Here is a 14236-nt window from a genome sequence, read left to right on the forward strand (position 1 = left end):
CATGGAGCTGTCCGACTATCTGGCACTGCGTACACCGGACTATGGCGATACCGCCGCCCTTGGACGCTGCCTGCGGGAGATGGTCGAGGCGGGACTGGATCGTCTGCCGTTGCCCGGCAGCGGTCGCACGCTGGAACGCTGGCAACGGCTGGCCGAGGTCGGCGGCCATGATCTGGGGTTGTGCAAACTCTACGAAGGCCATACCGATGCGCTGGCCATCATCGAACAACTGGGCGGTTCGCCAACCCCCGGCAGCACGTGGGGCATGTGGGCGGCCGAACCACCGCAGGCACGGGTCCGGGTCACGCCTGCGGGGCATATGGTGCGATTGCACGGGCGCAAGGCGTGGTGTTCCGGGGCGGCAGTGCTCAGCCATGCGCTGCTCACCGCCTGGGATGACGACGATCGTCAGCAACTGGTAGCGGTGGCGCTCGATCAATCAGGTGTGACCGTCACCGACCAAGGCTGGCAAGCCATCGGCATGGCGGCCACCGAAAGCGTCGAGGTGCTGTTCGACAATGTCGAGGCGCAGGCCATCGGCAACCCCGGGGATTACCTGCAACGACCGGGGTTCTGGCACGGCGGCATCGGCATCGCCGCCTGCTGGTACGGTGCCGCGCGGGAAATTGCCGAACGCCTGCACCGGCATTGCGCCAGACGCGAAGAGCCCTACGCACTGGTCAGTCTGGGTGCGGTCGACGCCGCGTTGCAGGCTGCTGCCCAGGTCCTGCGCGTCAGCGCGCTGGACATTGACTGTCACCCTCAGGCCAACGCCGAATTGCTGGCGCGGCGGGTCCGTGCGGTGGTCGAGCAAGCTGCCGAACAGATCATCCGTGATACCGGGCACGCGCTGGGGGCCGGGCCGTTTTGCAAGGATCGACATTTCGCGCAACTGATCGCCGACCTCCCGGTGTATCTGCGCCAGAGCCATGCCGAACGCGACCTCGCCTCACTCGGCCAACTGATCGCCCGGCAACCGGCTGAGGCATGGGCGTTATGAAAAACAATCCGATCGTCGGCCAGGGCACGAGTCTGGAGCAATGGCAAGCGTCCCGTCAGTTGGCGGCGCTGGACAGCATCGACATTCTTGACCTCGTACCACCGGGCTCACGGGCCGTGGTCATCGCGCCTCATCCAGATGACGAAGTGCTGGGCTGCGGCGGTCTCCTGCAACGGCTCGCCGCTGCAGGGCGTGTGCTGCAACTGATTTCGGTCACGGACGGCAGCGCCAGTCATCCCGGATCTGCACGCTGGCCCGTGGAACGCTTGAGCGTGGTACGTCCGCAGGAATCCGCCGAGGCCTTGCGCCGCCTCGGCCTGCCGATGCATCAGTTGCAATGGCTTCGCGGCGGCTTCCCCGACACCCAAGTGGCGGCCCGCGAGTCTTCACTCTGCGACTATCTGACAGGCTATCTGCAAGCCGGCGACGTGGTCTTCACCACTTGGCGCGAGGACGGCCACAGCGACCATGAAGCCGTCGGGCGGGCCAGTGTCGAAGCGGCCCGGCGCGTGGGGGCGATTTGCCACGAACTGCCGGTCTGGACCTGGCACTGGGCAGACCCGGAAGACGCCAAAGTGCCTTGGGAGCGGGCGCGAAAAGTCGCCCTGACAAAAATGCAGGTGGCGCGCAAACGTCATGCCGTGCACGCCTTCGCCAGTCAGCTGGAAGGCGATCCCAGCGCGTGCCTGGCGCCGGTTCTCCCGCCGCATGTGCTCGACCGACTGCTGCAACCGTTTGAAGTGGTGTTTCTGTGAGCGTCGAGGATCGTTACTTCGAGGGGTTGTTCGCCGACAACAATGACCCTTGGGGATTTCGTCAGCGCTGGTACGAGCAACGCAAACGTCTGGCCACCCTGGCAGCCCTGCCCCGGCCGCGCTATCGGGCAATCTTCGAACCGGGTTGCGCCAACGGCGAACTGAGCGCAGCCCTGGCCGAGCGCTGCGACCGGCTGTTGTGCTGCGACACCAGTAGCGCGGCGGTGAATCTGGCACGCACCCGGTTGAGCCTGTACGAACATACCGAAGTCCGGCAATGTCGTCTGCCGGGGGACTGGCCCGATGAGCAGTTCGACCTGATCGTTTTCAGCGAAATCGGCTATTACCTGGATCGGCAGGATCTGACCGCTGTGATCCGCCGGATCACTGACTCCCTGACCGCCGACGGGCAGTTGCTGGCCTGTCATTGGCGGCCGGCCATCGAGGGCTGCCCGCTCAATGCGCGCCAGGTGCACGACCTGATCCACGAACAGTTGCACCTGCCGCGACTGGTGCTGCACCAGGAAGCGGATTTCCTGCTGGAAGTGTGGAGTCGCGATCCCCGTTCCGTGGCCACGCTGGAGGGCCTGCGATGATCGGTATCCTGATCCCTGCGCACAACGAGGAGGAACGGCTCGATGACTGCCTGCGGGCGGCCCTGCGCGCTGCCGCCCATACCCTGCTGGGTGGCGAGCCGGTCGAGGTGCTGGTGGTGCTCGACAGTTGCACCGACCGCTCGGCAGAGGTCGTCAGTCAGTACCCGGTCCTGACGCTGAACATCGACGCGCGCAATGTCGGCAAGGCGCGAGCCTGCGGCGCACAACACCTGCTTGAGCGGGGTGCGCGCTGGATCTCCTGTTCGGACGCGGACAGCCGTGTCGCCGACGACTGGCTGGTGGCACAGCTTGGACTGGGGGTCGACGCGGTATGCGGCACCGTGACGGTCGAGCACTGGCAGGATTCCCTGGATGACGCGGCGCAGATTCATTATCACCGCCACTACCAGGCCCGCGATGGGCACCGGCACATCCATGGCGCCAACCTGGGAGTCAGCGCGCAGGCCTACCGGCGCGCCGGCGGGTTCGAGCCCCTGGCCTGCGACGAAGACGTGCAACTGGTGCGTCAACTGGAACGTTGCGGGGCCAGCATCGCCTGGAGTCATCGGCCGCAAGTCGTCACCAGCGCCCGTCTCGACAGTCGCGCACGCGGTGGCTTCGGCGACTATCTGCGACAGCTGGCACAGACTGAATAAAAAAAAGCGGATCAGATTGATCGGCGGCGCGACGAATCGCCGGTCTTGAGCAATACTCTGCATCGCGGCAATCCAGGGTTCGGAGCGCTGCCGGGTTATCAACCAGCCTTCAAGGGTCAAGCACGCGTGGCCGTGCGCGACGGAAGGCCCGACACCACAAGGATGTCCTGCCCCATGAAACCGTTATCCCTCAATGAAAGCGGCCTGCCTGCACAAATCTGGAACAGGGCGGCGCAACTCGACAACATTCCCGTCATCAGCACCCATAATCTGGTCCCGGCCGGCGCCCGCGCCGTGGTCATCGCCCCTCACCCCGGCGACGAAGTGGTCACCTGCGGGGGCCTGCTGCAACTGCTGTGCAGCCTGGGTCATCCCCTGCAATTGCTGTCGATCACCGATGGCAGCGCCAGCCATCCCGGTTCGCGTCAGTGGTCGGAGAAACGCCTGAGCGTATTTCGCCCTCAGGAAAGCGTCGAGGCCTTGCGTCGCCTGGGCTTGCCGATGCACAGCCTGAAATGGGTCCGCGGCGGCTTCACCGACAATGCCCTGCTCGACCAGGAAGCCCTGTTGACCGGGTTCATCTCCCGTTACCTGCGCCCCGGCGACGTGGTGTTCAGCACCTGGCGCGAAGACGGCACCGACGATCATGAAGTGGTCGGCCGGGCCAGCGCCGAGGCTGCCCGCCAGGTCGGCGCGGCCTACCACGATGTGCCGGTCTGGGCCTGGCACTGGCCGGAGCGCGATCAGGCACAGATTCCCTGGCACCGCGCACGCAAGCTGCGCCTCGACACCTGGACCGTCGCGCGCAAGAGCCACGCCACTCATGCCTACGCCAGTCAGCTCAATGGCGAACCGGCGATCGGCATTGCGCCGCTGTTGCCCAAGGCTATTCTGGAGCGCATGCGTTTGCCCTATGAGATCGTTTTCGTAGAGTGATCAACGGCCGCGGGCACCTCACTCAAAGTGAACTGCCCGCCCTCCCGGCCAGTCGCATGAACAGGCAGTCATGATTCAGAGGAGTGACCGTGTCCAGCGACCCCAAGCGTCATGCCATCGACGCACAACCCTTGAACCCCTCCGTCATCCATCGCCTGCGCGTGCTGACGGTCAATACACACAAGGGTTTCACCGCACTCAATCGGCGTTTCATTCTTCCCGAGCTGCGTGAGGCCGTGCGCAGTACCCGTGCCGACCTGGTGTTCCTTCAGGAAGTGGTAGGCGAGCACGAGCGGCATTCCAGTCGCTACAACGATTGGCCGCAGACCTCGCAGTACGAATTCCTCGCCGACAGCATGTGGAGCGATTTTGCCTACGGCCGTAATGCGGTCTATCCCGACGGGCATCATGGCAACGCCCTGTTGTCGAAATATCCGATCCGCGAATATCGCAATCTCGACGTCTCGATCACCGGCCCGGAACGACGCGGGTTGTTGCACTGCATACTGGATGTGCCGGGACATGCCGAAGTGCATGCCATCTGCGTGCACCTGAGCCTGCTCGAAAGCCATCGGCAATTGCAGTTGCAGCTGCTCTGTCAGTTGCTCGAATCCCTGCCAGACGATGCGCCAGTGATCATCGCCGGCGATTTCAACGACTGGCAAATGCAGGGCAACGTCGCCCTCGCCCGTCGCGACTACCTGCATGAAGCCTTCGAACGTCATCACGGCCGGCCGGCCAAGACCTACCCCGCACGCTTTCCGCTGTTGCGACTGGACCGGGTCTACCTGCGCAATGCCAGCAGTCACGATCCGCAGATTCTCGGCAGCAAACCCTGGACGCATCTCTCCGATCACCTGCCGCTGGCCGTCGAGGTGCATTTGTAAGCGCACTATTGACAGCCCGGTGGCGTTTCAATGGAGCGGGCACGTCGAAGCGCCCCCGTGACAGACCGACTGTCGGCTGCGGTCGGCCTCACTCGAACGGCTGAGGCAGCGATTCACCCTACAAACAAGAGCTTATATAAATACGTAAAAACAAAAGCTTGCGACTTCCGTTCGAGATCAACCACTCATCGTTCATTTTCTTGACGCAGTGTCAGCGGTCTTCTTAGCTCTACCTTACTACCCCCGGAAACACTACCCGGGGCGAGCCCCCGGAGATTCGTGAAAACGAGCCCCCAAGGTTCGCCTCGCTCCATTCGGTCGCCCCTCATTCGGGTAGGAGAGACGCCAAGGCGAGACACCGCATGCGATAGCAAGGCAGACGTTCATGAAAACCTCACTCACTTCACAAGAGATCAAAATCACCTTCTGCACCGTTTCAAGCTCCCTCCTGCTGTGTTCGTCCATGGAGGCGCAGGCCGGCCCTGCGGCGGACGAAACCTCGCCCTGGTATCGGCAGGACGTCGCCGTCCTGACCCTGCCTGAAACCATCATCACCCCCGATCCGCCGCGTACAAGTCCGCGCCCCGACCTGCGCGGCTCGAACCTGATTACCGAGGATCCGGCACCCTCGGCCTGGGATCAGCTTTACGGACAATCTGATCGTCAGGCACAACCCGATGCCTTCGGCCCGGGATTTACGGCTTCCGGTTCCACAGCAATCAAAGGGCCACCGGTCTTGACTCTGCAAGGCAGCGGCGGGCCGACCCAGCGGTTCGGATTGATCGGTGGCACCACGCGGATTCTGGCAAATGGCAGCGGGCTGATCGTCAACAGCGCTCTCGCCGACCCGACCACCGATATCCTCAACCTGCAAGGCCAGAGCCTCGGCGCCTATTACAGCCTGACCGGGTCCGAAGGCTGGCACGTCGACCTGTCAGCCAGCGGTGGCCGGGTCAGCGGGTTCAGTCGCAATGAACAAGGCGCGCGCCTGGCCACCGAAGGCAGCGCGCTGACGTTCTCCGTGGAAGGCGGCTTCCCGATCGGCCTGGGCGAAAACTGGGTGGTTGAACCGCAGGCGCAATTGATCAATCAGCGAATTACCCTCGACACGCCTTACGCCGGCTCAGGCCATGCATCGTCCAGCGATCTTTCGTCCTGGAGCGGCCGGGTCGGAGCGCGCCTCAAAGGCAGTTACGACCTCAGCGGCCTGCCCGTGGAACCCTACGTGCGCACCAACCTCTGGCACACGGTGTACACCGGCAACACGGTGACCCTCGATCAAGTGGACAAGATCAGCAGCAGTCGCAAGTCATCGACGGTGGAATTGGGCTTGGGTCTGGTGGCAAAGGTCACGCCGACCGTGAGCCTGTACGTCAGCGCCGACTACAGCAGTGATGTGGATGACAATGATCTGAACGGGTTGATCGGCAGTCTGGGGGTGCGGATGCGCTGGTGATATCCGGATCATGAAGGACCTTGTGGGAGCTGCGGATCGACGATTCGACTGGCCAGCCGAATCGCCGAACCGCAGCGGGGTTAACGGTGTCTGGCCTACCCCTCCGGCTTGAGGATCAACACCGCCAGCGGCGGCAGATTCAGCTCCAGCGACAACGCCTGGCCGTGGCTGGGCACCTCTTCGGCATACGCCCCGCCACCGTTGCCATAGTTGGAACCCGCATAGGTGTCGGCATCACTGTTGAGCAACTCCTTCCAGCGTCCGGCAAACGGCACACCCACCCGATACGACTGACGCGGCACCGGCGTGAAGTTGGCCACCACCAGCACCGGCGTCCCCGCCTTGCTCCAGCGCAGCCACGCATAGACGCTGTTGATCGCATCGTCACCGATCAACCACTGGAACCCTTGCGGTGCATCGTCCTGCTCATGCAGCGCCGGTTCTTCGCGGTACAAGCGATTCAGGTCGCCAACCAGTTTCTGCACGCCTTTGTGCTCGGAATACTGCAGCAGATACCAATCCAGCTGCTGATCGTGATTCCACTCGCGCCACTGGCCGAACTCGCAGCCCATGAACAACAGTTTCTTGCCCGGATGGGTCCACATGAAGCTCAGATAGGCACGCAGGTTGGCGAACTTCTGCCAGCGGTCGCCGGGCATCTTGTCGATCAGCGAGTGCTTGCCGTGTACCACTTCATCGTGGGAGATCGGCAGGATGAAACGCTCGGACCAGGCGTACACCAGACCGAAACTCAACTCGTTGTGATGATGGGCGCGGTACACCGGATCCTGCTGGATGTAATGCAGCGAATCGTGCATCCAGCCCATGTTCCACTTGTAGGCAAAACCGAGCCCGCCCTGTTGGGTACTCTGGCTGACACCCGGCCACGCGGTGGACTCCTCGGCAATCACCAGCGCTCCCGGTGCCTCCAGCGCCACCACATCGTTCAGGTGACGAAGGAAGTCGATGGCCTCCAGATTCTCCCGGCCGCCATGACGATTGGGCACCCACTCGCCGGCCTTGCGCGAATAGTCGCGGTAGAGCATTGACGCCACTGCATCGACCCGCAGGCCATCGACGTGGAAATGCTTCAGCCAGTGCAGTGCCGACGCCAGCATGTAGCCATGCACTTCGGTGCGGCCCAGATTGTAGATCAGCGTGTCCCAGTCCTGATGAAAGCCTTCCAGCGGGTTGCCGTATTCGTACAGCGCGGTGCCGTCGAACTGCGCCAGACCATGGGTATCGGTCGGAAAATGCGCCGGCACCCAGTCGAGAATCACCCCGATGTCAGCCTGATGGCAGGCGTTGATGAACGCCGCGAATTCGTCCGGCGTGCCGTAACGAGCGCTCGGCGCGAATTGCGACAACAACTGATAGCCCCAGGAACCACCGAACGGGTGCTCCATGATCGGCATCAGTTCGATGTGGGTAAAGCCCAGTTCCTTGACATAGGGAATCAGTCGCTCGGCCAGCTCCGGCCAGGTGTACTGACGGGCAACCTCTCCCAGATCGTCCAGCTCGCACTGCCAGGATCCAGCATGCAGCTCATAGATCGACAGCGGCGCATTGTGTTGCTGGCGCTCGCGGCGGCCGGTCATCCAGTCCTGATCCTGCCAGTCGATCTGCAACGGCGAGGCGACTTTTGACGCAGTGTCCGGCGGCAAGCTGGTGGCCAGCGCCATCGGATCGGCCTTCAGCGGCAGGATGCCGTGGACACCGAGGATTTCGTACTTGTACAGCTCCCCCGCTTGCAGGCGCGGAATAAACAGCTCCCAGACCCCGGACGGATGCCGCAGACGCATCGGATGCCGACGCCCGTCCCAGACGTTGAAGTCGCCGACCACCGACACCCGCCGGGCATTCGGTGCCCACACGGCAAACCGCACGCCATCGACGCCCTCGACGGTTTTCAACTGTGCGCCGAGGCAACTGCTGAGATCGCGATGGTTGCCTTCGGCGAACAGATACAAGTCCATTTCACCGAGCAACTGGCCAAAGCTGTAGGGATCTTCGGCGACCTGTTCGCCACCGGCCCAGCGGGTGCGCAACAGGTAAGGCCGTACGCCCTCGAAATGCCCGACGAACAGCCCCGGCGTTTCGGTGGCGTCCAGCGGACCAAGCTCTTCGCCAGTGTTTTTGTCCAGCACCGAAACGCTCAACGCGCCGGGCAGATACGCCCGGATAAACTGCCCCCCGGCGCCATCGCCGTGGGGGCCAAGAATGGAAAACGGGTCTTGATGTTCTGCGCGCACCAATGCATCGATATCTTTTGCAGTGGGCAGCAATCTTTCTTTAGCGTGACCCTGTTCCCTGTTCGAGAAACTCATGACTACTCTCCATCAAGATCGGAAAAGGGTTCCAGCCCCGTCAATAACCCATACAGACCGTGCAACGGCACGGGCAGCCAGGTGGGGCGATTTTCGGCTTCATAGGCCACTTCGTAGGCCGCTTTCTCCAGACCGAACAACGCCAGTGCGGCGTCGGCACCTTCAGGATCTTGCCAGGCATGATCAAGACTAGCTGCCGCTTGGCGATATGCCTGGAGAAATGCTTCCCGGGCTTCGCGCAGGTAACGCTCCGTGACCCGCCGACGCGCGGCTTCGGCCTCGGGGCTGTTGTCGACGTTGTGCACATTCAGGGCCATGGCGGCGGCATAGTCGAAGGAACGCAGCACCCCGCTGACATCCTTGTACGGACTGTGCTTGCCTCGGCGTTCGGCCAATGGCCGCGCCGGTTCGCCTTCGAAGTCGATCAGGTAAGCGTCGCCCTTGATCACCAGCACCTGCCCCAAATGCAGGTCGCCATGCACGCGAATCCGCAGGCCGCCAACGGACTGCTTCGCCAGTTCCTGCACATGGGCCAGGATGGTTTTCTTGTGGTCGAGCAAGCGACCGACCAGCTTCTGATCCGTCGCGTCGAGTTCACCCTGATGTTGCTTGAGCAGCTTCAGCGCGTGCTCGACCTGAGCCGCGACATCCTTGCCGGTCGCCTGCGCGTCCTTGGTCGAACTGAGTTGCGGTGCGAAGTCCTTGTTGTCGCTCGGCGCTGCCAGCACCTGATGCATTTCCCCCAGACGCTGGCCGAGCATGCCGGCGAAATCCTTCAACTCACCCAAGGCATTGTAGTGTTGCGCCTGTTCGGAAACGGCGTCGGCCAGTTCATCGCGCAGCGCCCGTTCGAGGTTGTTCTGTGTCCATTCCCAGGCGTCGCCCTGATTGCTCAAGTAGCCCTGCGCAATCATCAGCAGATTGTCTTCGCCCTTCCCGTCGCGGCGAATCACCGAGCCGAGCAGCGGTGAGATATTGGCAAATCCGGCCGCGGTCAGGTAAGCGCTCATCTCCAGTTCCGGGTGTACGCCAGAAGCGACTTTGCGGATCAGCTTGAGCACCAGACTGTTACCGATCACCACCGAACTGTTGGATTGCTCGGCGGACAGATAGCGCACTTCGGATTCCGCGCCGAGACCGAGTTTTTCCAGCTCAGGCGTTGCCTCGAAACGAATCTCGCCATCACTGGATTCCAGCACCGTCCCGGACTGCATGCCTTGCAGCACTGCGCGAATAAACGCTTCAAGACTGAACGCATCGGTAATCAGCCCGACCTGACGCACCCGACGCACCCGCGCCAGGGCCAATTGCTGCGGCAACGCCGGCCCGACCTGATCTTCGGAAATAAAGCCGAACGGCAATTGATAACGACTGGACTGCCCGCCGCTCTGCACTTCGATTTCGCTGAGCAGCACCGGATGCTGCGCATCGCCGAAGCGCACGCCGTAGGCCAGCTTCACGTGTTCGATGGCAGCGTCCTTGCCGGCGAACCAGCGGCGGTTCTGCAGCCAGCTCGGCAGGATCGCCTGTTCGAGGGTTGCCCGGGACGGCGCCTCGAGCAGTTCCTCCATACGCTTTTTCAGCACCAGTGTGGTGAAGTCCGGCAGGCTCTGTGCCGGCTCGACGTGCCAGCTCGGCATCTGGTTTTCCGCCGCCAGACCGAACCAGTAGAAACCGTAGGGCGGTAGGGTCAGCAGGAAATTCAACTGGCCAATGGGCGGAAACGCGTTACCACCGAGCATCTCCACCGGCACCATGCCGACGTAGGCCGACAGGTCCAGCTCCACGGCCTGGGCACTGCGCGAGACGTTGGCCACGCACAGGATGATTTCGTGTTTGCCATCCGGGCCGGTGTATTCGCGGGTGTAGGCCAGCACGCGACGGTTGGCCGGCGAGAGCATTTTCAGCGTGCCACGACCGAATGCCTTGGATTGCTTGCGCACGGCCAGCAGACGGCGAGTCCAGTTCAGCAGTGAATGCGGATCGCCGGCCTGGGTTTCGACGTTGACCGACTGATAGCCGTATTGCGGGTCCATGATCGGCGGCAGGACCAGACTGGCCGGATCGGCGCGGGAGAACCCGCCGTTGCGGTCGATCGACCATTGCATCGGCGTGCGCACACCGTCGCGGTCGCCGAGGTAGATGTTGTCACCCATGCCGATCTCATCGCCGTAATACAGGGTGGGCGTGCCGGGCATCGACAGCAGCAGACTGTTGAGCAGCTCGATACGGCGGCGGTCGCGCTCCATCAGCGGCGCCAGACGTCGGCGGATGCCGAGGTTGATCCGTGCGCGGCGGTCGGCGGCGTAGTAATTCCAGAGGTAGTCGCGCTCCTTGTCGGTGACCATCTCCAGCGTCAGCTCATCGTGGTTGCGCAGGAAGATCGCCCATTGGCAATTGGCCGGGATCTCCGGAGTCTGGCGCAGGATATCGGTGATCGGGAAGCGATCTTCCTGGGCCAGCGCCATGTACATGCGCGGCATCAGCGGGAAGTGGAACGCCATGTGGCATTCGTCGCCATTCACGCCCTCGGCGTCGGTGTCACCAAAATACAGCTGGGTGTCTTCCGGCCATTGGTTGGCTTCGGCCAGCAGCATGCGATCCGGGTAATTGGCGTCGATCTCGGCGCGGATCTGCTTGAGGACGTCGTGGGTCTCCGGCAGGTTTTCGTTGTTGGTGCCGTCGCGCTCGATCAGGTACGGAATGGCATCCAGGCGCAGGCCGTCGATGCCCATGTCCAGCCAGTAGCGCATCACCGACAGCACGGCTTTCATGACTTGCGGGTTGTCGAAATTCAGATCGGGCTGGTGCGAATAGAAACGGTGCCAGAAGTACTGCCCGGCCACCGGGTCCCAGGTCCAGTTGGACTTTTCGGTGTCGAGAAAAATGATCCGCGTGCCGTCGTATTTCTGATCGTCATCCGACCATACATAGAAGTCGCGAGCGGCCGAACCGGGTTTGGCCTTGCGGGCCCGCTGGAACCACGGGTGCTGGTCGGAAGTGTGGTTGATGACCAGTTCGGTGATGACCCGCAAACCACGCTTGTGCGCCTCGGCGATGAACCGCCTGGCGTCAGCCATCGTCCCGTAATCGCTGTGCACACCCCGGTATTCGGCGATGTCGTAGCCATCATCGCGCCGTGGCGACGGGTAGAACGGCAGCAGCCAGATGGTGTTGACGCCGAGGTCGGCGATGTAATCGAGTTTGGCGATCAGGCCGGGAAAGTCGCCGATTCCGTCGTTATTCGAATCGAAAAAGGATTTGACGTGAACTTGATAGATGACCGCGTCCTTGTACCAGAGCGGGTCCTTGATGAAGGTGGCAGCCTTGGGTTTCTTCGCCATATGAAACTCCTGTTCAATTCTATAAACACGGTGAGCCGATCACTTGGCTCGCAAACGATGAGCACCCTGTGGGAGCGAGCCTGCTCGCGAATTCGATTTGGCAGGCAACCTATGTATTGAATGTTGGCCCGCATTCGCGAGCAGGCTCGCTCCCACAGCGGGATCTGTGTTCAGGCGGTGATGCGCCAGATTCCGAACGGCTGGTAAGCCGGGTCGATCCGCATGAACTGGTACTTGCCGTGCCAGTCCCAGCGATGGCCGTTCATCAAATCTTCGCCGTGGGTGGTGGCATCGTCCGCCAGGCCCATTTCCCACAGCGGCAGCTCGAAATTCGCCTCCTGCACGTTATGCGGATCGAGGCTGACGGCCACCAGAATGAAATTGCTGCCGTCCGCGCTGCGCTTGCCGAAATACAGAATGTTGTCGTTCCAGGCGTTGTAGACCTTCAGGCCCAGATGGCTGTGCAACGCCGGGTTCTGCCGGCGGATGCGGTTGAGTTGGGCGATCTCGGCAATGATGTTGCCGGGCTGGTTGAAGTCGCGGACGCGGATTTCGTACTTCTCCGAATCGAGGTATTCCTCCTTGCCCGGCACCGGTGCCGATTCGCACAGTTCAAACCCCGAATACATGCCCCACAGGCCCGAACCCATGGTCGCCAGCGCCGCACGGATGAGAAACCCGGGACGCCCCGACTCATGCAGGAACGCCGGGTTGATGTCCGGGGTGTTGACGAAGAAATTCGGCCGGTAGCACTCGCGCCAAGGTGATTCATTGAGTTCGCTGAAGTAAGTCGCCAGTTCGGCCTTGGTGTTGCGCCAGGTGAAATAGGTGTAGCTCTGGGTGTAACCGACCTTGCCCAGTCGCGCCATCATCGCCGGCGTGGTGAACGCTTCAGCGAGGAAGATCACCTCCGGGTGCAGTGTGCGCACATCGGCAATCAGCCATTGCCAGAACGGCAGCGGCTTGGTGTGCGGATTGTCGACGCGAAAGATCTTCACGCCCTCCTGCACCCAGCCGACCACGATGTCGCGCAGCTCGACCCACAGGCTCGGAATCGCTTCCGGTGCATAGAAGTCGACGTTGACGATGTCCTGGTATTTCTTGGGCGGGTTCTCCGCGTATTTGATCGTGCCGTCCGGCCGCCAGTTGAACCAGCCCGGATGCTGCTTGAGCCAAGGGTGGTCCTGGGAACACTGGATCGCAAAGTCGAGGGCGATTTCCAGACCGTGCTCGGCAGCGGCGGCCACCAGCCGGCGGAAATCCTCTCGGGTGCCGAGCTGCGAATGAATCGCTTCATGCCCGCCCTCTTCACTGCCGATCGCATACGGGCTGCCGGGGTCGTCGGGGCCGGCGGTCAGGGAATTGTTGCGGCCCTTGCGGTGGCTGCGGCCGATCGGGTGAATCGGCGTGAAATACAGCACGTCGAAGCCCATGTCCTGAATCATTGGCAGACGCGAGTGCACATCGTTGAAGGTGCCGTGGCGGGCGGGATCGTCGGTGATCGAGCGGGGAAACAACTCGTACCAACTGGCGAACTCGGCGAGTTCACGCTCCACGTCCACCGGGAATTCACTGCTGATGCTCAAATAAGGGCGGTGATCGGCCTCGGCCATCAACTGCGCACTTTGCGGGTGCAGAAACAGCGCGACCTGCTCCGTTTCGAGCAGGCCGGACAATTCGTGGTGCAAGGCTGCCAGTTGTTCGCTCAGCTGACCTTCGCTGCGCTCGGCAGCTTGCTGCACCATGGTGCGTCCTTCTTGCAGCTCGAGGCTGACCGGAACGGCGGCGGTGTGCTTCTTCTCCAGCTCGTATTGAAAACTGGCGAACTGATCGATCCAGGCTTCGATCAGGAACAGGTACCGGCCCATGCGCTGCGGCTGGAACACTCCGCGCCAGCCGTTGTTACCCTGATCGCTCATGACTTCGGTTTGCCAGGTTTCATCGCCCTCTTCGCGCCAGCGGATACGCACCGCCAGTTTGTCGTGGCCGTCGGCGAACACCTTGCTGGTGACCACGATCTTGCGGCCTGCGATTGCCTTGACGGCAAACTGTCCGCCGTCGAGGGTCGGCGCGGTGTTTTCTATGACGATACGCGGCAGCAGCAAGGCCTGCGACAGCGGTATATGCGGGTTGTAGCTCTGTTCTGAGGGTTTTTCAGCAGTCATTGAGCATCTCTCCTTAACGCCCCAAGGACGCTCGTTTGCCTGTTTGGCGATCACGGCCGGGCCTGCGCCCGATGATGAACTCTCTCAGGTTCCGAGCGACTCACGCCGGGAAAA

General features: G+C 62.3%; 10 protein-coding genes. 7 read left to right on the forward strand and 3 right to left on the reverse strand.

Annotation, left to right across the window (positions count from 1 at the left end):
* Window position 1 precedes the first annotated feature (1 nt).
* The 7 genes from J5M72_RS05190 (at window position 2) to J5M72_RS05220 (ending at window position 6286) form a co-directional block, all read left to right on the forward strand.
* Window positions 2-1000, forward strand: a complete 999-nt coding sequence (locus J5M72_RS05190; protein WP_207864463.1) for an acyl-CoA dehydrogenase family protein — start codon at window positions 2-4, stop codon at window positions 998-1000.
* Window positions 997-1755, forward strand: a complete 759-nt coding sequence (locus J5M72_RS05195; protein WP_207864465.1) for a PIG-L family deacetylase — start codon at window positions 997-999, stop codon at window positions 1753-1755. Before J5M72_RS05190 ends, J5M72_RS05195 begins: the two co-directional genes overlap by 4 nt.
* On the forward strand, window positions 1752-2351 hold the full coding sequence (locus J5M72_RS05200) for an SAM-dependent methyltransferase (RefSeq protein ID WP_207864467.1): 600 nt from the start codon (window positions 1752-1754) through the stop codon (window positions 2349-2351). The genes J5M72_RS05195 and J5M72_RS05200 overlap by 4 nt, the downstream gene beginning before the upstream one ends.
* A complete protein-coding gene (locus J5M72_RS05205; RefSeq protein WP_207864469.1) occupies window positions 2348-3007 on the forward strand; it encodes a glycosyltransferase in 660 nt (219 codons plus the stop codon). Before J5M72_RS05200 ends, J5M72_RS05205 begins: the two co-directional genes overlap by 4 nt.
* A 174-nt stretch (window positions 3008-3181) precedes the next feature.
* A complete protein-coding gene (locus tag J5M72_RS05210; RefSeq protein ID WP_169430251.1) occupies window positions 3182-3943 on the forward strand; it encodes a PIG-L family deacetylase in 762 nt (253 codons plus the stop codon).
* Window positions 3944-4032: 89 nt separating this feature from the next.
* Window positions 4033-4830, forward strand: coding sequence for an endonuclease/exonuclease/phosphatase family protein (locus J5M72_RS05215; RefSeq protein WP_207864470.1), 798 nt, complete (start codon window positions 4033-4035; stop codon window positions 4828-4830).
* Window positions 4831-5215: 385 nt separating this feature from the next.
* On the forward strand, window positions 5216-6286 hold the full coding sequence (locus J5M72_RS05220) for an autotransporter outer membrane beta-barrel domain-containing protein (RefSeq protein WP_207864472.1): 1071 nt from the start codon (window positions 5216-5218) through the stop codon (window positions 6284-6286).
* Between the two features lie 95 nt (window positions 6287-6381).
* On the opposite strand, the gene glgB is transcribed toward J5M72_RS05220, so the two are convergent.
* From glgB to J5M72_RS05235, 3 genes are all read right to left on the reverse strand, one after another.
* The gene (gene glgB, locus J5M72_RS05225) at window positions 6382-8613 is read right to left on the reverse strand and encodes a 1,4-alpha-glucan branching protein GlgB (protein ID WP_207864474.1); all 2232 of its coding nucleotides are present in this window, start codon (window positions 8611-8613) and stop codon (window positions 6382-6384) included.
* Window positions 8614-8615: 2 nt separating this feature from the next.
* Window positions 8616-11957, reverse strand: a complete 3342-nt coding sequence (gene treS, locus J5M72_RS05230; RefSeq protein WP_207864476.1) for a maltose alpha-D-glucosyltransferase — start codon at window positions 11955-11957, stop codon at window positions 8616-8618.
* Between the two features lie 170 nt (window positions 11958-12127).
* Window positions 12128-14122, reverse strand: a complete 1995-nt coding sequence (locus tag J5M72_RS05235) for an alpha-1,4-glucan--maltose-1-phosphate maltosyltransferase (protein ID WP_207864478.1) — start codon at window positions 14120-14122, stop codon at window positions 12128-12130.
* Between the last annotated feature and the right edge of the window lie 114 nt (window positions 14123-14236).

Source organism: Pseudomonas sp. 58(2021), from assembly GCF_017491585.1.
GTDB classification, from domain to species: domain Bacteria; phylum Pseudomonadota; class Gammaproteobacteria; order Pseudomonadales; family Pseudomonadaceae; genus Aquipseudomonas; species Aquipseudomonas fluorescens_BT.